The organism is Paeniglutamicibacter sp. NPDC091659, assembly GCF_044756805.1.
Classification (GTDB): Bacteria; Actinomycetota; Actinomycetes; order Actinomycetales; family Micrococcaceae; genus Paeniglutamicibacter.
Window position 1 is genome coordinate 251,163 of the sequence record NZ_JBIVTO010000005.1, and the last position, 20,158, is coordinate 271,320.

The window sequence follows — 20,158 nt, forward strand, 5'->3', positions numbered from 1 at the left end:
GTGAGTACCCACGTGGTGTACGCAATTGTCCGCGCTGGCGGCCGCCAGGAAAAGGTTTCTGTTGGAGACCTCGTTACCCTTGATCGCCTGAAGGCTGCCCCAGGCGCCTCCATTGAAATGCCGGCCCTGTTGCTGGTAGATGGCGAGAAGGTAACTTCCGCAGCTGACGAGCTGGCCAAGGTTAAGGTGACCGCTGAGGTTATTGAGAACCTTCGCGGCCAGAAGATTGTCATCCAGAAGTACAAGAACAAGACCGGTTACAAGAAGCGCCAGGGTTTCCGCGCTATGTTGACCAAGGTCAAGGTCACCTCGATCGCTTAATTGCGGTTGATTCCAAGAATTCTCAATACCTGAAGGTAGGCATATTCAATGGCACATAAGAAGGGCGCGAGTTCCACTCGCAACGGTCGCGATTCCAACGCCCAGTACCTTGGCGTTAAGCGCTTCGGTGGTCAGGTCGTTTCGGCCGGCGAAATCATCGTTCGCCAGCGTGGCACCCACTTCCACCCGGGCGCCGGCGTGGGTCGTGGCAAGGACGACACCCTGTTCGCACTGCAGGCCGGGGCCGTCGAATTCGGCACCCGTCGCGGCCGTCGCGTCGTGAACATCGTTATCGCTGACTAATTAGCGCATAACCGCATTCATTACACATTGGAGGGTGGGCCGCTCGGCTCACCCTCCTTGTGTTTTTCCAGAAATCTCATGTTTCTCCGGTCGCTACAATAAAGACCGAATGAAACTCTTCACCCCCTTTTTGCTAGGAGCTTTCAACCGTGGCAGCCTTCATCGACCGAGTGGTCCTCCATGTCTCCGGTGGTACCGGTGGGCACGGCTGTGTCTCCATCAAACGCGAAAAGTTCAAGCCCCTTGGTGGTCCTGACGGAGCCAGCGGCGGCAACGGCGGCGACGTGATCCTTCGCGTCGACTCCCAGACCACCACGCTGCTTTCGTACCACCATTCACCCCACCGCCACGCCGGCAACGGCGAAGGCGGCAAGGGTGACCTTCGCCCGGGCAAGAACGGCGAATCCCTCATCCTTCCGGTGCCCGAGGGCACCGTGGTCAAGAACCGCGCCGGCGACATCCTCGCCGACCTCATCGGCGAAGGCACCGAGTACGTCGCTGCCGCCGGTGGCTTGGGCGGCCTGGGCAACGCCGGGCTCTCCAGCCAGAAGCGCAAGGCCCCCGGCTTCGCACTGCTGGGCATTCCCGGCGACGAGGCCGAGATCATCCTCGAACTCAAGTCCGTTGCCGACGTCGCCCTGGTTGGCTACCCGTCGGCCGGCAAGTCCTCGCTGATTGCCGCGATCTCCGCGGCACGCCCGAAGATCGCCGACTACCCGTTCACGACCCTGATCCCGAACCTCGGCGTGGTCGAAGCCGGCGATGTCCGCTACACAGTTGCCGACGTCCCGGGCCTGATCCCCGGCGCCTCGCAGGGCAAGGGCCTGGGCCATGAATTCCTGCGCCACGTCGAACGCTGCGCCGCCCTGGTGCACGTGCTCGACTGCGGCACGCTTGAAGCCGACCGCGACCCGGTCACCGACCTGGACATCATCCAGGCCGAGCTCGACGCCTACGAGACCGACTCCTCCTTCGCCGGCGCCGATGGCCAGATCATCCCGCTGAACGAACGCCCGCGCCTGATCGCCCTGAACAAGGTCGACATGCCGGACGGCCGCGACATGGCGGAGTTCGTGCGTCCGGAGCTGGAAAAGCGCGGCTACCGCGTCTTCGAGGTCTCCGCAATGAGCCGTGAAGGCCTGCGCGACCTCACCTTTGCCATGGCCGAACTGGTCACCGAGGCCCGCGCCAAGCTCGAGGCGGCCCCGCTGGTTGTCCCCGTCGAGGTCGTGCGTCCGCGCGGCGTCCGGAACAAGGCCGGTTTCGTCATCCGCAAGGAAGAGCGCAACCTCGAACCGCTGTACCGCGTCATGGGCGAAAAGCCGGAGCGCTGGATCAAGCAGACCGACTTCCGCAACGACGAGGCCGTCGGCTACCTTGCCGACCGCCTGGCCAAGCTCGGCGTCGAAAACCACCTGTACAAGATCGGCGCCCGCCCGGGCGACGCCGTGGTCATCGGCTCGGAAATCGACGCCGTGGTCTTCGACTGGGAGCCGACAATGGCTGCCGGCGCCGAACTGCTCGGTTCGCGCCGTGGCCAGGACGTGCGCATCGAGGAATACGGTGCACGCCCGTCCCGTGGCGAAAAGAAGGCCATCCACTCCGACCGCAAGGACGCCAAGGCGGCTGCACGCGACGAGCTGGAAGCCGAGCGCAAGGCCGGCATCTGGACCGAGTCGGTGAACTACAAGCACCAAGAACCCAAAAAGGGGGAGTAGGAAACCACCGTGCGCGCCACAAACCACCCCTCGGGCATTGACGAACGCCAGGACATCCCGCGTGCCTCGCGCATCGTGGTCAAGGTCGGCTCCTCGTCGTTGACGACGCTCAACGGCGGGATCTCCGAGGAAGCACTCTCGAACCTCGTGGACCGGCTCTCGGCGGTCAGCACCGCCGGGACCCAGCTGATCCTGGTTTCCTCCGGCGCGATCGCCGCCGGCCTGGCGCCGCTGAACCTGGGGCGCCGGCCGCGCGACCTTGCCACGCAGCAGGCCGCGGCCTCCGTGGGGCAGGGGTTGCTGATGGCCAGATACACCCAGGCGTTCGCCGCCCACGGTGTCACCGTGGGGCAGGTCCTGCTCACGGCCGACGACCTGATCCGTCGCCAGCAGTACGCCAACGCGTTCCGCGCGTTGAACCGGCTGCTGGCCCTGGGCGTGGTGCCGATCGTAAACGAGAACGACACGGTGGCGACCCACGAGATCCGCTTCGGCGACAATGACAGGCTTGCCGCCCTGGTGGCACACCTGGTCAAGGCCGACGCCCTGTTGCTGCTTTCCGACGTCGACGCCGTCTACGACGCCCCGCCGAACGACGGGGGAGTGCGGATTTCGCGCGTCGACAGCAACACCGACCTGGAAGCCGTGAGCATCGGTTCCACCGGCGGGGCCGGGCTGGGCACCGGCGGCATGGCAACCAAGGTCGAGGCGGCCACCATGAGCGCCGAGTCAGGGATCCCGGCGCTCGTCACCTCCACCGCCAACGCCGCAGCGGCGCTGGCGGGGCAGGACGTGGGAACGTGGTTCTCGGCCCGCGGTGGACGCCGCTCCACCCGCATGCTCTGGCTGGCACACCTTGCGGCGACGCAGGGTCGCCTGCTGCTGGATGCGGGCGCTGTCAGGGCCGTGGCCTCCGGCGTCGCCTCGCTGCTGCCGGCCGGCATCACCGGGCTGCACGGCTCGTTCGAGGCCGGGGACGCGGTGGAAATCACCGACGCCCAGGGCACCGTGATCGCCCGAGGCCTGGTGAACTACTCCTCGGAGGAACTGCCGCAGATGCTCGGGCGCTCCACGCACGATCTCGCGCAGGACCTCGGAACCCAGTACGAGCGTGCCGTGGTGCACGTGGACGACCTGGTCGTCGTCTAGCGCCATCCGCCGTTGCACTCCCGGCCGGGCCCGTCCTTGACACAAAGGGCGGGCCCGGCCGCTTGGTGCGTAGACTGATATGCATGAGCCAGATAGTCAATGCATCCCTGAATCTTAGCGACGAGACAGCCGCGGCCGGAGGGCCGGAGGCGGCAGTCGCAGCGGTGGCCGCCATGGCCGACCGCGCCCGTACCGCCTCGCGCGTGCTGGCCCGCGCGGACCGGAACTGGAAGGACCGCGGGCTGTTGGCGATCGCCGCGGCCCTCGACGAGAAGCGCGCCCGCATCATTGCGGCGAACGCCAAGGACATCGAGGCAGGCCGCGCCAACGGGACTTCCGACGCCATGCTGGACCGGCTCAAGCTCGACAACAAGCGCGTCGACGGGCTCATTGCCGCCCTCGAGGAACTTGCCGGCCTGCCCGATCCGGTGGGCACCGTGCTGCGGGGCCAGACGCTCCCCAACGGCCTGCGCCTGCGCCAAGTGCACGTGCCCATGGGCGTCATCGGCGCCATCTACGAGGCCCGCCCCAACGTGACGGTCGACATCGCCGGCCTGGCGCTCAAGAGCGGCAATGCCGTGCTGCTGCGCGGGGGAACCGCCGCGGCCGAATCGAACCGGGCGCTGCTGGGCCTGATCCGCGACGCGCTGGAATCGGTGGGACTGCCCGCCGACGCCGTCGCCTCGGTCGACGCCTACGGTCGTGACGGCGCCGACGCCATGATGGGCGCGCGCGGAAAGATCGACGTGTTGATCCCGCGCGGCGGCCGCGAACTGATCCAGCGCGTGGTCACCACCGCCAGCGTCCCGGTCATCGAGACCGGCGAGGGCAACGTGCACATCTACCTGGACGAATCGGCCGACGCCAAGATGGCGGTGCCGATCCTGCTCAACGCCAAGACCCAGCGCCCCTCGGTCTGCAACACCGTGGAGACGCTGCTGATCAACGCCAAGTCGCAGGCCGCCGGCCAGGTGCTTGCCGCGCTGGCCAAGTCCGGGGTGCGCCTGCACGTCGACGCGCGCGCCGCGGCACTGGCGGGGTCGACCCCGACCATCCCGGCCGTGGATGCGGACTGGGACACCGAATACATGGACATGGACCTGGCCGTCGCCGTCGTCGACGACCTCGATGGTGCCATTAGCCACATTCGCCGCCACACCACAGGGCACACCGAAGCGATCCTGACCAACAACCTGGCCCACGCCGAGCGCTTCATCGCCGAGGTCGATTCGGCCGCCGTGATCGTCAACGCCTCCACCCGGTTCACCGATGGCGGGCAATTGGGCCTCGGCGCCGAGGTCGGGATTTCCACCCAGAAGATGCACGCGCGCGGCCCCATGGGCCTGCGCGAACTGACAACCACCAAGTGGATTGTCCAAGGTGATGGGCATGTTCGTTCGTAGCCACGCGCCAAGGTGGGTACGATAGAAGCTAACGAGACAAATAGTTTGAACACCGTGTCGTGCGTTCGCAGCGAATCCGGCACACAACATCCTGGAGAAACATGTTTACCCAGTCCCTGAACGCGGCTATTCTTGCTTCCGAATCGGCCGAGGGCATCCCGACCGAGACCATGGCCCTGATCATCGGCGGCGGCATCTTCCTGCTCTTCATGCTGATGCTGCTGATCACCATGTCCTACACCAACGTCGGCAACCGCCACGAGGTCAAGGCCGAGGCCGACGACACGCACCGCCAGCACGCCAACAAGCACGGCCATCACTAGCCGTCTCGAGGCCGAGCGCACGGACCGCCCATTTCGCCTAGGCGTCATGGGCGGCACGTTCGATCCGATCCACCACGGCCACCTGGTCGCCGCCAGCGAAGTCGCCTCGGTGTTCGACCTGGACGAAGTCGTGTTCGTTCCCACGGGCACGCCCTGGCAGAAGTCGGACCGCGAGGTCGCCGAGGCCGAACACCGTTACCTGATGACCGTGATCGCCACGGCCGCCAACCCGCGGTTCACCGTCAGCCGGGTGGACATCGACCGTCCGGGTCCGACCTACACGATCGACACCCTGCGCGACCTGCGTGCCCAGCGTCCGGATGCCGAGCTGTTCTTCATCACCGGCGCCGACGCCATGGCGAAGATCCTCAGCTGGAAAGACGCCGAGGAACTCTGGACGCTTGCACACTTCGTCGGCGTGACGCGGCCCGGGCATGAACTTCCCGTGCTGGACCGGAACGACATCTCCCTCATGGAGGTGCCGGCGATGGCGATCTCATCCACGGATTGCCGCGAACGCGTTCGCACGCACCATCCGGTGTGGTACCTGGTGCCGGACGGCGTGGTCCAGTACATCGGCAAGTACAAGCTTTACAACGACAAGAACTACGCAGTAAACGGCCAGAAGTAGGACGGCCGGGAAATGGACAAGATGAGCGACGAGACCGGGCCCGCGCTCAGCAGGCGAGCCCTGCGTGAGCAGCGCCGTGCCGAGGCCGAAGCCCAGCTTGCCCGACAGGCGGAAGGCAAGGAGCCGAAGGCTGCCGAACCGATCGGGAAACCGGTGGTCGTCAAGCCTTCGGTGACCGCGCCCGCGGTGAAGCCGCAGGCGAGCCAGCCGAAGGCTGCAAAGCCCCCGGTTTCCCCGGCCCCCGCTAAGCCCGCCGTTTCCAAGCCGACCCCCGCACCCGCTGCCGCGCAGGCAGCAAAGCCCGCCGCCAAGGAAGCGCCTGCCAAGGTTGTCCCTGCGGCCGTCCCCGCACCCGAGGCCAAGCCGGAAGCGGCCAAGACCGCACCCGCCAAGGTCGAACCTGCACGGACCGAGCCGGCCAAAGCCGCTCCCGCCGCCGCTGCCCCGATCGACATCACCGAGGTTGCGCGCAGCCGCCGTGCCACCGGGGGAGAGATCGACGCCGTGCCGCAGCGCGCGGAACGCACCTCCCTGCAGCGTGCCCGCGACCGCGAGAACCTGCGCACCAGGCGTCGCCTGGAGCAGGAAGTCTCCGAACTTTCCGCCAAGGAACCTTCCCCCGCGGACGACCCTGCCCCGCTGACCCGCAAGCAGATGCGCCTGCAGACCCTCGGTGCCGCCGCAGGCAACACCATGGTGGAAGAAAGGGCCGACGGGGCCCCCGCCGCCGACAGCGCCCCGGAATCCGATGCCGCCGTGCCGGCCTCCGGCAAGCCTGCCGCCGCCAAGACCGGCCCGGCCGCGGACAAGCCTGCGGCCGCAAAGCCCGCAACGTCCAAGCCCGCACCGGCCAAGGAAGCGACGCCGTCGAAGCCCGCCGCCTCCGCGTCGCAAATGAGCGTCGAGGATGCCCTGGCGTTGCGCCGCCGTACCGGTGGGGCCGCACCGGTGGACCCGGCACTGATCCAGCCCGCCGAGGACCTCGGCGACGTGGATCTCGAGGTCCTGGCCCAGCAGCGCGAACTCGCTGCGCGCGCGGCCATCATCAGCCGCCGTGCCGCCGAGCGCCAGCGCCTCGAGGAATCCAACTCGCAGCGTGCAGGCCAGCGCCGGTCGGACCCCTTCACCGGTTCCATGAACATGCTGCGCGACGAGGACATCGAAAAGAAGCTGGTCAACACCGGCATCTCGGGCCCCGAAACGCGCGGTTTCCACATTTCGATGACGGACCAGGGGACCATCGTCGATGGCCCGGGCGCGTCGTCCGCACGAACCAAGACTTCGGCTTCGGGCGCGCCAGCGCCTGCGGCCAAACCTGCTGAAAAGCCTGCGGCTGCTACTCCGGCCCAGGCAGCTTCCCGTGAGTCCAAGTCACTGGGAGCAAACCCCGCTGCTGCAGCAGCACGAGCAGGAGCGGCGCCGGCAAAGCCCGGAGCCTTCGCCCCTGCCAAGCCGATGGCCACGGGCAAACCCGCGGCCGCGGCACGAGCGACACCGAAGGCACCGCCCCTGGCGGAGGCCCACGGTGCCGCCGACGTTGAGCCACGCGTTTCCCACCCGCCCGTGCGAGCCGTTCGCGCGCAGGGCCTGGAACCGCTTGACGCGCAGACCGCCGGAATGCGCCGTGCCAACAACATGTACCTGATGGTCATCGCGGCATTGTCCGTGGGAGGCGCGGCGCTCGTCGCCGGCCTCATCATGATCCTCAACTCCAACTAGCGCGCCCCAGCGGCCGCGACCAAACACTCAAGGAGAATCCCATGAGCGCCCACGAACATTCCATCAACCTGGTGAAGGCGGCAGCCCTTGCCGCCGCGGACAAGCAGGCCGAAAACCTCATCGCACTGGACGTCAGCGAGCGCCTCGGCGTCACCGACGCCTTCCTGATCGCCTCGGCTTCCTCCGAGCGCCAGGTCAACTCGATCGTCGACGAGATCGAAGACAAGCTCGACGAACTCTACGAGATCCGTCCGGTCCGCCGCGAAGGCCGCGGCGCGGGCCGCTGGGTCCTCCTGGACTACGTCGACGTCGTCATCCACGTCCAGCACAACGAGGACCGCGTCTTCTACGCCCTCGAGCGCCTCTGGGGCGACTGCCCGCTGATCGAGCTGCCGACCACCGGCGAGCCGGCAACCGACATGTCGCACATCGAAACCCTCCCGGACGTACTCTAGGACTCCTCGATTTGCGTCACGCAATTGTCGTGACCTATGATGGATGAGTTGCCCGCAAGGGTGGCTCCCATTCGGGGGTATGGCGCAGTTGGTAGCGCGTCTGCATGGCATGCAGAAGGTCAGGGGTTCGAATCCCCTTACCTCCACGAACAAGAACCCGCCGGATCATTGCGATCCGGCGGGTTCTTTCGTGTTGTGCCCCGGGGCGCCGGCGTCCGCGCAAATTCAACAGGGTGCTGCATGGTCCGACGTGTTGGACCCTTGCTATCCTGTGGAGCGGGACCGCATGGCACGGAACGGCAACCACGCCGGCTGCGGGAGCCTGCGGACAGGATCGACCGAAACAGGGAAACTGGGTGCGGTGGATGATGAAGAATTCAAGGGTCTGGGTCGTTGTGGCCGGCGCGTTGATCGCCGTCTCGGGCTGCTCCTCCGGAGGGCCGGCGGGATCCGCCACCGGCATGGCGGGCACCAGCGAAATGGCCACCCCCACGGGCGGGGGTGCCATGGTGCCGGCATACGCCATGACGCTGCAGCAGCAGCTTCCCGAGGTGATGAAGGCCAACGCCATCCCCGGGGTCGTCGTGCTGATCAAGTCGCCCACGCGCGGGGACTGGTCGGGCACCTTCGGCACGGCCGAGATCGGCAAGCAGGTGCCGATGTCGCTCAACGATTTCCTGCGGGTCGGCAGCAACACCAAGACCATGACCTCGACGGTCATCCTGCAGCTCGTGCAGGAGGGCAAACTCAAGCTGGACGACCCGATCTCGAAGTTCCGGCCCGACGTGCCCAACGGCAAGAACACCACGATCGCCCAGCTTTCCGAGATGCGCAGCGGGCTCTTCAGCTACACGTTCGACAAGGGCCTGAACGCGACGCTCGATGCGGACCCGCAGAAGGCCTGGACCCCGGACGAGCTGCTGTCGGTCGCCTTCAGGCACCCGGCGAACTTCCCTCCGGGCCAGGAGTACGACTACTGCAACACCAACATCGTGCTGCTCGGGATCGTCATCGAGCAGCTCACCGGCATGAGCGCCTCCGAGGCGTTCGAGCAGCGGATCTTCGAGCCGCTCGGGCTCAAGAACACCAAGCTTCCGGTGAACACGGATTCCGCCCTGCCGCTGCCGCACGCGCAGGGCTACCAGTTCGGCACCAACGAGGAGACCGTCGACTCCTACGCGGTTCCCGCCGCCGACCTGCCGGCCGCGCTCGACGGCACCCTCAATCCGCTGAACTACACCGACGCGAACCCCTCGTGGGCGTGGACGGCAGGCGGGGCCATCTCCACGCCCGACGACCTGGCGGTGTACGTCAAGGCGCTGGTGACCGGCGGCCTGCTCGATGCCAAGACGCAGAAGCTGCGCATGGACAGCATCCGGCCCGTCGCCGAGGGCCAGCCCAACGGCGTGGGCTACGGGCTCGGGATCGCCGAGTTCGCTCCCGGCATCCTGGGGCACGACGGACAGCTGCCCGGGTACTCGTCGTTCATGGTCTACAACAGGAACACGGACGACACCATCATCGTGGGCACCAACCTTGCGGCCTCGCCGGTCGACGGGCAGAACGCCGCGGTGCTCGTGGCCAAGAGCATCATCGCGACCCTCTACGGCGCCTCCGACGTTCCCGGCGGCAACCCCGCCGCGCCGCAGAGCGGGTCGCCGACAGCGTCCGGCTAGCTTCCGGCGGCGCCTCGGTTCAGTCCCCGTGCGTTTCCCGCCACCAATCGACGGTGGCGCGTGTGCCGTCGGCCAGTGGCGTGGGTGAGAGCCCGAGCAGCGCTTCGCTTCGGCGCGAGTCCATCTCGAAGGGGTCGTCGAACTGGTAGGCCATTTCTGCAAGCTCACGCGTTGCGGGGTGCGCCAGCCCGACGGCCCGCAGGATCCAGCCGGGCATCCCGGTGACCTTCGGCGCGGGAAGGTCGGCGGCCGCCGCGTAGGCTTCCGCCATGGCCCGCTGGCTGGACGGCGGCGCGGTGGGCGCATGGAGCACGCCGTTCCACAGGTCCTCCCGCTCCGCGGCCCGCAACATGGCCGCGGCGAGGTCGGGCATGTAGGTGAAGGAATGCGGCATGGCCGGGTTGCCGACGGCCAGGAGCCGCCGGCCGTTGAAGACGGATTCGAGCATGCGGGCCCCGGCGTGTGCGGTCTCGACGTGGGGGCCGTAGAAGTCGGAGGCCACCACCGAGACGGTGTTGGTCCCGGAGGCCGCGCGGGCGGTCATCAGGGCGGTGCGCACCCCGCGCTTGCCGCCCGCAGCGTTACGCGGCGAGTCCTCCGCCATGGGCTCATCGGGGTGCGAGTAGGAGTACAGGCTTTCGGGAAAGACGACCGGGATTCCCCGTTCGCCGGCCACGGCCAAGACCAGTTCCTCGGCGCGGGGGAGTGTCTCGGCCCAGGCCTTGGCCGAGTAGGCGGCATGGATGCAGTGGAACACCGCGGTGGCGCCGTCCATCGCCGTGGCCAGCTGGGCGGGATCGAGGACATCGGCGCGCATCCTGCGTATTCCGGGGTGCTCCGGGCCGCCGCCGGAACGGGTCGCCAGTGCAACGGTGTCGCCCCGGCCGGCAAGGGACAGGGCGACGGTGGTTCCGACGGGTCCGGAACCTGTGACGAGGTAGTGGTTGGGCATGACTTCAAGCCTCCTGGTTCTGAATGTGTGAGCACTGCTCTCACAATCAGAGTATGAAGCTTGCAGGGATCAAGTCAAGAGCGGTGCTCACTAAAGTTGACGGCGCTCACCAGCTTGGTGTGGGATGGGTTCATGCAAGGAACAAGGACCCCGCGTGAACTGGCCCGCGAGCGCACCATGGCCGAGATCATGCGCCTGGGCCGCGAACAGCTGGCCACCCAGGGAGCCGCCGCGCTGTCCCTGCGCGCCGTGGCGAAGGACCTGGGGGTCGTGTCCTCGGCCGTCTACCGCTACGTCTCAAGCCGGGACGAGCTGCTGACGCTGCTGGTGGTCGAGGCCTACACGGATTTGGGCGACGCCGTCGACGCCGCACTCGAGCACCCGCCGGAGTCGCACCGTGAAACGTTCGCCGCGCTGGCACGGGCCGTGCGTGACTGGGCGATCGCCGAGCCGGCGCGCTACGGGTTGCTCTTCGGCACGCCGGTTCCCGGCTACCACGCGCCGCCCGGCCAGACCGTGCCGGCCGGAACCCGGGTGGTCGTGCGGCTCATGGGGATCGTCGAAGACGCCTGGGTGGCCGGCGGGGTCGCGGTGCGGGACCGCGCACGGGACCTGCCACCGGGCCTGAGCGCGGATGTCGAATCCCTGCGCGTTGAGTACTCGCTCAGGGCCCCGGGGTGGCTGGTCGCCCGCGGGCTGGGGGCATGGTCCGGCCTGTTCGGGGCCGTGAGCTTCGAGGTGTTCGGGCAGTACGGGCCCAACACGCTGGGCGACCCGGCCGAACTTTTTGAACTGACGGTCCGGGACCTGGCAGGCAACCTCGGGCTCGGGGACTGACGGTCCCGTTCATGCGGGGCCGGGGCCCGGAGGCCGTGCGTTAGGGTGTTGGCATGCGAAATGTCCCCGACACCCTCGATCGATCGGTGGTCGCCGAAATAGACGCGCGCCTGGAACGGATTGCGGCTGACGAACGTGTGGCCGTTCCCTGGGCCGTGGAAAGCGGCAGCCGCGCCTGGGGATTCCCCTCCCCGGACAGCGACTACGACTGCCGTTTCCTCTACCTGCGCTCGGCCAACGACTACCTGGGCCTGTGGCCCCGCCGGGACGTCATCGAGACCCCGCTGGACAAGGTCTTTGACGTGAATGGGTGGGACGTCGCCAAGGCCCTGCGCCTTCTGCTCAAGGGCAATGCGACAGTCGTCGAATGGTTGACGTCGCCGATCGTCTACCGGGGCGACGTCGGTTTCCGGGACGGATTGTTGGACCTGGCGGCCGAGGTCATCGACCCGGCGCGCGTGGGCAGGCACTATCTCCATGTGGGCCGGAACCAATGGGACCTGGAATCGGAGTTCGTCCCGCTCAAAAAGGTCTTCTACGCGTTGCGTCCGGCGGCGGCGCTGCGCTGGCTGCGCACGCATCCGGGCTCCGCCGTGGCGCCGATGGACCTGGCAACGCTGCTGCGGGAGGGCGACGTGCCGAATGCCGTGATGCGCGAAGCCGACGAGCTCATGGCGGTGAAGGCCGTGACCCGCGAACTCGGGGAGGGGCGTTTCCCCGATCCCCTCGCGTCCTTTGTCCTGTCCGAGTTCGAGGCGGCGCACGAGGCGTACGAAAACGCGGACGCAACCATCGAGGCGTGGAAAATGGCCAGGGCGGACGAATTCTTCAGGACGCTGGTCAGGTAGTTGCGGGCATGCAGTTCCGGGCGGGAGTCAATCCATCGAGTACCCGAAGCTGAAGCGGCACCCGGGGTCCCACGCGGTCTTGAGGGCCCGCAGACGTTCCGCTGTCGGCTCGGCCCAGGCCTTGCGGACGGCCTCCGGGGATCCGGCAAAGCCCTGGAAGTTGATCTGCGTGCCGCCGTGGGCCCAGGGTTCCATGGCCTCGAGGACGGCCTGGCCCGCGGCCTCCACGGCACCCATGAGCGGCGGCGGGTAGGGGCCGACGACCATCACCGAGAACGCGGCGTCGCGCCCGCCGACGGCGTTTTCGTGCTCCGGGCCGCGGGCCAGGGCGCCGCCCAGGTGGCGGATCTCGGCCATGATCAGCGGCACGTCGGTCTCCGGCCCCGCGGCCCCGAGCAGGGCATCGATGGCCCCGGCGTCCAGCCCGCGCAGCAGCACCGAACCCTCCCACGCCGGCATCGGATCGGTCGGGTCCTGGTGGACCGAGGCGATGGCCGTGTAGGGCATCATGCCCACCAGATCCACGAGCGGGGTGCCTGCCCGACGCATCGGTTCCAGCAGCGCAGCCCCGGCCGTTTCGTCGCCGACATGGACATAGCGCAGGTGGACGGAGAGTTTTCCGCGCAGCGGCCCGGGGATCTGTTCGTCGTCGGGCAACCTGAGCAGGGCGATGGACGCGGTGGTGGACTCCGGCAGTTCCTGGACCCAGGCGCCGTAGGCATGCATGATGGTTGGCGCGTCGGATCCGGCAAAGAAAATCGCGCCGCCGTAGACGTGGGGCACGGACACCAGATCGAACTCGAGTTCGGTGACGATGCCGACCGCGCACTTGCCCCCGCGCAGGGCCCAGAAGAGTTCGGGCTCGGACTCGGCGTTCACCTCCACGAGCGAACCGTCGGCCGTGACGAGCTGGATCCCGCGGACCCGGTCCGCGGCGAAACCGAAGGTCCGGCCCATGGGGCCCATGCCGCCGCCGAGGGTGTAGCCGACGACCCCGACGTCGGGGGAGGATCCGTTGAGCGGGGCAAGCCCGTGGGGCGCAGCCTCCTCGATCACGCGATCCCAGCGCACGCCGGCGCCGACCCGCGCGCTGCGTTGCTGCGGATCCAGCGCCAGCGACTGCATGCCCGAGGTGTTGATCAGCATGCCGCCGTGGGCCTGGTGCGGGTAGCCGTGCCCGGTCGACTGCACATGGACGGCAAGGTCCGCCTCGTTGGCGTGGCGCACGGCTGCCACGACGTCCCGGGTGGAGCCGGCCAGCACCGCGACATCCGGCCTGAAGGCGTGGGCGAGGTTGAAGCCCAGGCACGCGGCCTCGAAGCCGGCATCGCCCGGGACAAACACGGACCCGTCAAGCTTGGCGCGCAGGTCTTCCGCATCGAAATCAGTTGCAGGACTCATGGGTGGCTCCCTTCCGGTTCACCACCCAAGGTAGCCCAACAAAAGGCGTACGCCTATGGGTTTCGGCGGCTGTTTCCGGCCGTCGGGTTCCGCGACCCGGCGCATCGACCGCGGTTCCGGCATGGGATGCTTGGGGGATGGATCTTGAGGTTTCACCGGCGCTCACCATTCCGGCCGCGGAGCTCGGCTGGCGGTTCTCGCGTTCGTCGGGCCCGGGCGGCCAGCACGTGAACACCTCCGACAGCCGGGTCGAGCTCTTCTGGAACGTCGAGCGGTCATTGGCGCTCTCCGAAGGCCAGCGGGAGAGGTTGCTTGCCCGGCTCGGGTCCCGGCTGGTCGCGGGGGTCCTCACGGTGAGTGCCTCCGAGCAACGCTCCCAGTTGCGCAACCGCGAGAGCGCCCTGGCAAAGCTCTCGGGGCTCGTGGCCGCGGGGCTTGCACCCGACGCGGCCAAACGCCGGGCGACCAAACCCACCCGCGGATCGGTGCGCCGGCGGCTTTCCGCCAAGGGGCGGCGGTCGGAAACCAAAAAGCAGCGGCAGCGGCCGTCCTCGGAGTAGTGCCGGCGGGGCGCTATTCGCCGCGGCGGCGCCGGAAGATGTCGAAGACCACCTTGAGGGACAGCACCGAGGCGACCCCGATCAGGGTGAAGCCGAAGAGCTGGTAGAGCGTCAGGTTGGTCGTGACCATCGGGCCGCCGTTGCTGACCAGCAGCATGGTGGCCATGATGCCGGTGACGCCGGCGAGGAAGGTCAGGATGACCTCGTGGACCATCGAGCGGACCATGTGCCGGTCCTGGGGATTGGCCAGCAGGCGCATGTTGAAGCCCAGCCGGCCCGCTTCGAGGTCCCCGGAAATCTGGTCGAGCCGACGCGGAAGCCGCTTGAGCAGCGGCAGCAGGGTCATCACCTCGTTGTTCAGCGCCTCGGCCAGCGAGCTGGGGCGGAACACCGAACGGACGCGGGCTTCGCCGTACTCGCGGGCCGCGGCGATGAGGTCGAAGGCCGGGTCCAGCAAGCGAAGGGTGCCCTCCAGGACCGCGACGGCCCTGAAAGCCCCGGCCAGCTCGGGCGGGACCGTGATGCGGTGTTTCGCCAACAGGGCCACCAGCAGCGTGAAGACCTCGGCCTTGACGGCGGCTCCCGGGCCCATGTACCGGGACATGAAGCGGCTGAGTTCCCGGCGCAGGGCGGCCTCGTCGAAATCCTCGGGGAGCGTCGCCATGCCCAGCAGGGCATCGCCGATGGCCCGCGAATCGCCGCGGTAGAAGGCCAGCAGCACCTCGGAGACAAGCTGGCGCAGTTCCGCGTCCAGCCGTCCGACCGAGCCGAAGTCCAGCAGCATGATGCGGCCGTCGGGCTGCAGCACGATGTTCCCGGGGTGCAGGTCGGCGTGGAAGACGCCGTCGTCCATGATCTGGTGCATCAGCGAGCGGAACAGCGCCACGGCCTGGAGCCGGCGCTCCTCGATCGGGTGGCTTTCGATGGTGCCCGGGGAGCTGAGCGTGTCCCCGTCGACCATCTGCATGACGAGGATGCGCCGGGTGCTGAGCTCCGGGTAGTGCAGGGGGATTTCCACCCGCTCGGATTCGGGGTGCTTCAGCTGCGTGGTGCGCAGCGCCGTGATGTTCATTGCCTCGATTTCGTAGTCGAGCTCCTCGCGCAGGGCCTCGGCGAAACCCTCCGCGACCTCGACGAGGCCAAGCGAGCGGCCCCATGCCGTGGACTTCTCGAGGGTCGCCGCCATGCGGACGGTGATGTCCAGGTCCCGCTCGACCAGTGGCACGACGCCCGGCCGCTGGATCTTGACGGCCACTGCCTCTCCCGAGTGCAGCCGCGCGCGGTGGACCTGCCCGATCGAGGCCGCGGCCAGCGGCGTCGTGTCGAACTCGGCAAACGCCGCATCAACGCCCTGGCCGAGTTCCCTGTCGATCAGGGCCTCGACGTCGCCCCAGGGCTCCGGCGGGACCGATTGCTGGAGCTTGGAAAGCTCGGTGATGTATTCGGCCGGCAGGAGTTCGGCACGGGTGGAGAGCACCTGCCCGAACTTCACGAACGTCACGCCGGAATCCTGGAGTGCCAGGCGCAGCGACTTGCCGCTGGCCGCGCGTTCAGCCGCTGCTGCAGGGGTGTTGCCCTTGTTGGGACGTTTGGCCGGGAGGAGCCCGTGGGACAGGGCGATGCGCGTGACCTCGGTGTACCTGCGGGTGCGTGCAAACCGCCCCCGAAGCGAGGCGATCCACTTGTCCGGCCGGACGATGGTGCCGGTGGGGACGACCAGCTCGGCGACCACCAGGAACATGGTCGCAACGATCAGCACGATGCCAATCTGCACCGGCAGCAGGGCAATCCCGGCTTGCGGGTCCTTCCATACGAACCGGGACTCGAATCCGATCTCGGCCCCCAGGCCCAGCAGGCCGGCGAAGATGATGCGGCCCAGGCCGACGGTCACGCCCAGCAGGCGCCGGACAAACATCGCCAGGACGATGATGTAGATGACCGCGACGACGGACGCGAACAGGATGCGACCGAGTATGTCTGCAAATTCCATGGAAACCCCTTGTGACAGGCCCGGGAAGGCTTCGCGCGCCCGCCCATGTCGCCTAGCTGACACTTTAGCCCACGTGGGGCGGGGTTCCTTGCCGCCAGCGTCCCGGCTACCGGGTCAGCGACGCGACGGCGTCGGCGACGTCCGCGGCACTCTTGCGCAGGACGCTCATGTGGTTCGCCTCGACGACCGAATGAACGCGCACCTTGTCGTTGGCGGCCGTTGCAAGCCCGGCCGCGGCCCTCATGGTCCGCATCTCCTCGGCGGGCGACCCCTTGTGCGGGCCGCTGCCGACGACAAAAAGCGCGGGGCAGGTGAGCCCCCGGTAGTCGGGAAGCAGCCCGGCATCGATTTCATCGAGCTCGAGCACCACGTTGGCGGCCTCGTGGTGGGTCATCCTGGCCAGCAACCGCATCGACCCCAGGATGCGCATGGGAACACGCAACAGCCGGTAAAGCCGCCGGACACGTTTTTGGGCCTTCTCATGGAACACCTTGACGGGGAAGGCCCCGTCGACAATGACCACCCCCGCAACCTCACCCGGGTGGGTGGCCGCATAGCGGACCGCAAGCGTGGCGCCGTGGGACCATCCGACCAGGACGGGCCGGACCAGCTTGGTCGCCTCGATGACGCTGCCGACATCCTCCAGCGCGCCGGAAAACGAGTAGTCGGGCGAGTCGGCGGACCTTCCCCGCCCGCGGGCGTCGAAGGTGACGGTGTGCAGGTCCGGGGAGAGCGCCCGCAGGACGTGTTTCCAGTCGCGCCGCGTCGAGAAGGCGCCGTTGAGGAAAAGGACGGCAGGCCCGGTCCCTGCGCCAATGGTGCAGTGGATGCGTGCCGCACCGGTGTGAACGGTCAGATGGCTGTTCATGTCCCAACCCCCCCCAGATGTCTCGGTCGCCGGGGCGACTTCAACGTTGACTGTGCCTTTTCCTGTCGTGATCCTATGCTTCGGGTGCCGCCGGAACAACGATTCCGCGCCCACTCGCCCGGCCGCCGGCGCCGGGGAGCATGGATTGTTCGGCTACTTGCGGTTGAAATTTCAGAGCGTTTAGCGTTTTCGCTATTTAGCAAACATGCTAAATTAAGGACATGAGCGAAAGCACCGCCGATGTATTCACCGCGCCGGCACATCCCGCGCGGCGCCAGATTCTCCAGGACCTGGGGGAGGATGAGCAGTCGGCCAGCGATATGGCCGGCAGATTCACGAGTTCCGCACCCACCATTTCCCGCCACCTTTCGGGTCTGCGGGCGACGGGCCTGATCACCGAGCGCCGCGAGGCCAGCGGGATTCCTTGTTCGCTGGCGGGGGAGCGGCTGGCGCTTTCGGTCGGCGGTTTCTGCTCCGCCGCGTGCCCCGAACGGATGCTGCTCCGGGGCCTGCATCACCGGGCGCCCTCCGCAGCGAGACCCGCCGAAATCTCCCCTGAATCGAGCCTTGAATCATGAAAATGCCGACACTGGACGCCACCATTTCACGACGCCTGCTGATCAACTACAGACTGGATCCCGAGGTGGCGCAATCCCTGCTTCCTCCGGGTCTGCGCCCCCGGCTGGTGGGCGATGAGGCTGTGGGCGGAATCTGTTTGCTCAGGCTTTCCGCCGTTCGGCCGCAGTGGATCGGTGCCAACGTGGGCTGGAGTGCCGAAAACTCGGCGCACCGCATTGCCGTGGAGTGGGACGACGAATACGGAACCCGCAACGGGGTCTTCATCCCGGTACGTCACTCGTCTTCCCGGTTGCCAGTGTTGCTGGGAGGAGCCCTCCTGCCGGGGCGCCACGAGCACGCGGGATTCTCCGTTTCCGAGTCGGCTTCCCGCATCGCGATCGATGCCCGGGCACGGGACATGCGGGTGCACGCGGACGTCTCGGTTTCGAAGGAATGGAGCAGCCAACTCTTCGGCAGCATGGGGGAAGCTTCGACTTTCCTGCGTGAAGGATCGATAGGGTGGTCGCCGGCCAAGCACGGCAAGACACTCGACGGCCTTGAGCTGAGCACGCAGCGGTGGGAAGTCGAAGCGACCGAGATCCACGACGTCAGGTCCACCTATTTCGATGCCTTGCCCCCTGGTGCGGCGGAACTCGACCATGTCCTGCTCATGCGCGATGTTCCCGCCAAGTGGACGGCTGCGGCGTTTCCGAAAACACGAAACCAGTCTATTCGCTGAATGGAGCGCGCGCCGCGACACATAGGCCAGCATAAAGTCCATTTACTGGGTTAATGATGCTTTCGATCGTAGGATTCCTAGGTATGAGCCAATCTGAGCCGACTTTGCGAGCTGGATCGTCGGTGCTTCATGCGCCCTCCACGGACGCAGCCACCCATGTACCGGCGAGCCACCTCAGCAAATTGAGTTTCGTCGCCTTGGTTGCTTGCCCGGTTTTTGCGGTAGTGGGTTTGATTATCTACGGTCTGCCCGTGTTGCTGTTCATGGTGGCCGGCAGCGGAAGCCTGATGGCCTTTGGCTCCTGTGCCAACGCGTTTACTGTTCCGGCGGTCTGCGCCCTGGCTTTGGGGTTCGTCTGTCTTCTGTTTGCGGCCGTTGGCTATTTCGTGGTGTTTTTCAATCGGAAGTAGCTGGCGTCCAGCCTGTCGATGGGCTCGCCACGTGGCATTGCCTAGGGCCTGAAGCCGCGATTGCCGCCTAGACTTGAATGCATGAGTGATGTTCTGCCTCCGTGCCCCCAGTGTTCAAGCCCCTATGCCTATGAAATGGGCGCCCTCTTGGTCTGCCCCGAGTGTGCCCACGAATGGTCGGCAGAAGCAACCGAAATCGATGAGCCGCAGGAAAAGGCCATCAAGGATTCGGTCGGCAACGTGCTGGCAGACGGCGACTCCGTCACCATCGTGAAGGACCTCAAGGTCAAGGGACAGGCGCAGTCGATCAAGGTCGGAACCAAGGTGCGCAACATTCGCCTGGTCAACGGCGTCGACGGCCACGACATCGACTGCAAGGTCGACGGATTTGGTCCCATGCAGCTGAAGTCCTCGGTCGTCAAAAAGGTCTAGCCACCCATTGGGCGGGCCGGTGGCCCGCCCAATGGCCAGTTCGTCGAAGTTCCTCAGCCTGAAAGATTTTTCATCCATGACTCAGCCCGTGCACGCCCCCGAACCCGCAGCTGTCCTCGCAAACTCGGTTGAGGATTTCGAGCACAATCTTGCCTCGATCCGGAAGCGCATCGACGTAGCGGCTCGAAAGGCAGGTCGAGACCCGGCTTCAATTCGGTTGCTGCCCGTCAGCAAGACGGTGCCGGAGGACCGCCTGCGGCTGGCGATCGCCGCGGGGGCCACGTTCCTGGGCGAGAACAAGGTTCAGGAAGTCGCGCGCAAGGCCGAAATCCTTGCCGACATCCCGGGGCTGAAGTTCTCCGTCATCGGGCACTTGCAGACCAACAAAGCCAAGTACGTGGCAAAGTTCGCCGACGAGTTCCAGGCCTTGGACAACCTGCGCCAGGCCGAGGCCCTGCAGCGTCGGCTTGAGGACGAGGACCGCCAGTTGGACGTCTTCGTCCAGGTGAATACCTCGAACGAGGAAAGCAAGTTCGGTTTGGCTCCTGCGGACGTGCAGGAATTCGTGAACCAGCTTCCGCAGTTCGACCGCCTGCATGTCAAGGGCTTGATGACTCTTGCGCTCTTCAGCGAGGACAAGGATGCCGTTCGTGCATGCTTCGTGCGCCTGCGCGAAATCCGGGACATGCTCCGGGAGACCGCGCCCGAAGGCATGGAAATCGAAGAGCTTTCCATGGGCATGAGCGGTGACTTCGAATTGGCCATCGAGGAAGGCGCCACAGTGGTCCGCGTGGGCCAGGGAATCTTCGGCGCCCGGGCCCTTCCCGCCAGCAGCTAGTGGTCGGGCTCGGCGGGCGAAAAGACT

The 20,158-nt window shown here is 67.0% G+C and carries 22 protein-coding genes and 1 tRNA gene; 19 read left to right on the forward strand and 4 right to left on the reverse strand.

Translation table 11 applies throughout. The features are described from left to right. Positions 1 to 12: 12 nt before the first annotated feature. The 11 genes from rplU to ACIQLF_RS11660 all read left to right on the forward strand — a co-directional run bounded on the left by rplU (position 13) and on the right by ACIQLF_RS11660 (position 9,698). Entirely contained in the window at positions 13 to 321 is a 309-nt protein-coding gene (gene rplU / locus ACIQLF_RS11610; RefSeq protein WP_400298464.1) for a 50S ribosomal protein L21, read from the forward strand. A 48-nt stretch (positions 322 to 369) separates the two neighbouring features. Beyond that, positions 370 to 624, forward strand: coding sequence for a 50S ribosomal protein L27 (rpmA, locus tag ACIQLF_RS11615; RefSeq protein ID WP_068737764.1), 255 nt, complete (start codon positions 370 to 372; stop codon positions 622 to 624). A 149-nt stretch (positions 625 to 773) separates the two neighbouring features. Beyond that, positions 774 to 2,342: a GTPase ObgE gene (gene obgE, locus ACIQLF_RS11620; RefSeq protein WP_400298301.1), complete on the forward strand. Its 1,569-nt coding sequence runs from the start codon at positions 774 to 776 to the stop codon at positions 2,340 to 2,342. 9 nt (positions 2,343 to 2,351) lie between these two features. Then, entirely contained in the window at positions 2,352 to 3,491 is a 1,140-nt protein-coding gene (gene proB, locus ACIQLF_RS11625) for a glutamate 5-kinase (protein ID WP_400298303.1), read from the forward strand. Positions 3,492 to 3,574: 83 nt separating this feature from the next. Then, positions 3,575 to 4,894, forward strand: coding sequence for a glutamate-5-semialdehyde dehydrogenase (locus ACIQLF_RS11630; protein ID WP_400298308.1), 1,320 nt, complete (start codon positions 3,575 to 3,577; stop codon positions 4,892 to 4,894). 101 nt (positions 4,895 to 4,995) lie between these two features. Continuing rightward, on the forward strand, positions 4,996 to 5,217 hold the full coding sequence (locus tag ACIQLF_RS11635; protein WP_400298311.1) for a hypothetical protein: 222 nt from the start codon (positions 4,996 to 4,998) through the stop codon (positions 5,215 to 5,217). Next, the gene (nadD, locus tag ACIQLF_RS11640) at positions 5,210 to 5,848 is read left to right on the forward strand and encodes a nicotinate-nucleotide adenylyltransferase (protein ID WP_400298467.1); all 639 of its coding nucleotides are present in this window, start codon (positions 5,210 to 5,212) and stop codon (positions 5,846 to 5,848) included. The genes ACIQLF_RS11635 and nadD overlap by 8 nt, the downstream gene beginning before the upstream one ends. Positions 5,849 to 5,860: 12 nt before the next feature. Next, positions 5,861 to 7,567, forward strand: coding sequence for a hypothetical protein (locus ACIQLF_RS11645; protein ID WP_400298313.1), 1,707 nt, complete (start codon positions 5,861 to 5,863; stop codon positions 7,565 to 7,567). A 41-nt stretch (positions 7,568 to 7,608) separates the two neighbouring features. Then, positions 7,609 to 8,022 carry a ribosome silencing factor gene (rsfS, locus tag ACIQLF_RS11650; RefSeq protein WP_400298315.1) on the forward strand — a complete coding sequence of 138 codons (414 nt, stop codon included), beginning with the start codon at positions 7,609 to 7,611 and terminating at the stop codon, positions 8,020 to 8,022. Positions 8,023 to 8,095: 73 nt separating this feature from the next. Continuing rightward, positions 8,096 to 8,168 (forward strand) — tRNA-Ala (locus tag ACIQLF_RS11655). Positions 8,169 to 8,387: 219 nt separating this feature from the next. Further along, the gene (locus tag ACIQLF_RS11660) at positions 8,388 to 9,698 is read left to right on the forward strand and encodes a serine hydrolase domain-containing protein (protein ID WP_400298317.1); all 1,311 of its coding nucleotides are present in this window, start codon (positions 8,388 to 8,390) and stop codon (positions 9,696 to 9,698) included. Positions 9,699 to 9,717: 19 nt separating this feature from the next. Here the strand turns inward: ACIQLF_RS11660 and ACIQLF_RS11665 are convergent, their stop codons facing one another. After that, the gene (locus ACIQLF_RS11665) at positions 9,718 to 10,650 is read right to left on the reverse strand and encodes an NAD-dependent epimerase/dehydratase family protein (RefSeq protein WP_400298320.1); all 933 of its coding nucleotides are present in this window, start codon (positions 10,648 to 10,650) and stop codon (positions 9,718 to 9,720) included. Between the two features lie 132 nt (positions 10,651 to 10,782). Here ACIQLF_RS11665 and ACIQLF_RS11670 point away from each other — a divergent pair, with 132 nt between their 5' ends. Together ACIQLF_RS11670 and ACIQLF_RS11675 are read left to right on the forward strand one after the other, a co-directional pair. Further along, positions 10,783 to 11,487: a TetR/AcrR family transcriptional regulator gene (locus ACIQLF_RS11670; protein ID WP_400298322.1), complete on the forward strand. Its 705-nt coding sequence runs from the start codon at positions 10,783 to 10,785 to the stop codon at positions 11,485 to 11,487. Positions 11,488 to 11,540: 53 nt separating this feature from the next. Then, entirely contained in the window at positions 11,541 to 12,335 is a 795-nt protein-coding gene (locus tag ACIQLF_RS11675; RefSeq protein WP_400298324.1) for a DNA polymerase beta superfamily protein, read from the forward strand. 27 nt (positions 12,336 to 12,362) lie between these two features. Here ACIQLF_RS11675 and ACIQLF_RS11680 read toward each other — a convergent pair whose 3' ends face one another. After that, positions 12,363 to 13,736, reverse strand: coding sequence for an FAD-binding oxidoreductase (locus ACIQLF_RS11680; RefSeq protein ID WP_400298326.1), 1,374 nt, complete (start codon positions 13,734 to 13,736; stop codon positions 12,363 to 12,365). A gap of 137 nt (positions 13,737 to 13,873) precedes the next feature. Between ACIQLF_RS11680 and arfB the strand changes: the two genes are divergently transcribed. Further along, complete coding sequence (gene arfB, locus ACIQLF_RS11685) at positions 13,874 to 14,296, forward strand: alternative ribosome rescue aminoacyl-tRNA hydrolase ArfB (RefSeq protein WP_400298329.1); 423 nt, start codon at positions 13,874 to 13,876, stop codon at positions 14,294 to 14,296. A 13-nt stretch (positions 14,297 to 14,309) separates the two neighbouring features. On the opposite strand, the gene ACIQLF_RS11690 is transcribed toward arfB, so the two are convergent. After that, positions 14,310 to 16,286 (reverse strand): ABC1 kinase family protein, encoded by a 1,977-nt coding sequence (locus tag ACIQLF_RS11690; protein WP_400298331.1) that lies wholly within the window; start codon positions 16,284 to 16,286, stop codon positions 14,310 to 14,312. A gap of 106 nt (positions 16,287 to 16,392) precedes the next feature. Next, the gene (locus ACIQLF_RS11695; RefSeq protein ID WP_400298333.1) at positions 16,393 to 17,154 is read right to left on the reverse strand and encodes an alpha/beta fold hydrolase; all 762 of its coding nucleotides are present in this window, start codon (positions 17,152 to 17,154) and stop codon (positions 16,393 to 16,395) included. Positions 17,155 to 17,375: 221 nt separating this feature from the next. On the opposite strand from ACIQLF_RS11695, the gene ACIQLF_RS11700 reads away from it, so the two are divergent. The 5 genes from ACIQLF_RS11700 (at position 17,376) to ACIQLF_RS11720 (ending at position 20,131) form a co-directional block, all read left to right on the forward strand. Continuing rightward, positions 17,376 to 17,732, forward strand: coding sequence for a metalloregulator ArsR/SmtB family transcription factor (locus ACIQLF_RS11700; protein ID WP_400298336.1), 357 nt, complete (start codon positions 17,376 to 17,378; stop codon positions 17,730 to 17,732). Continuing rightward, positions 17,729 to 18,451 carry a DUF2071 domain-containing protein gene (locus ACIQLF_RS11705; RefSeq protein WP_400298339.1) on the forward strand — a complete coding sequence of 241 codons (723 nt, stop codon included), beginning with the start codon at positions 17,729 to 17,731 and terminating at the stop codon, positions 18,449 to 18,451. The genes ACIQLF_RS11700 and ACIQLF_RS11705 overlap by 4 nt, the downstream gene beginning before the upstream one ends. Positions 18,452 to 18,534: 83 nt before the next feature. Beyond that, positions 18,535 to 18,861 (forward strand): hypothetical protein, encoded by a 327-nt coding sequence (locus tag ACIQLF_RS11710; RefSeq protein ID WP_400298342.1) that lies wholly within the window; start codon positions 18,535 to 18,537, stop codon positions 18,859 to 18,861. An 81-nt stretch (positions 18,862 to 18,942) separates the two neighbouring features. After that, positions 18,943 to 19,293 (forward strand): zinc ribbon domain-containing protein YjdM, encoded by a 351-nt coding sequence (locus tag ACIQLF_RS11715; protein ID WP_400298344.1) that lies wholly within the window; start codon positions 18,943 to 18,945, stop codon positions 19,291 to 19,293. Positions 19,294 to 19,369: 76 nt separating this feature from the next. Further along, entirely contained in the window at positions 19,370 to 20,131 is a 762-nt protein-coding gene (locus ACIQLF_RS11720; protein WP_400298346.1) for a YggS family pyridoxal phosphate-dependent enzyme, read from the forward strand. Positions 20,132 to 20,158 lie beyond the last annotated feature (27 nt).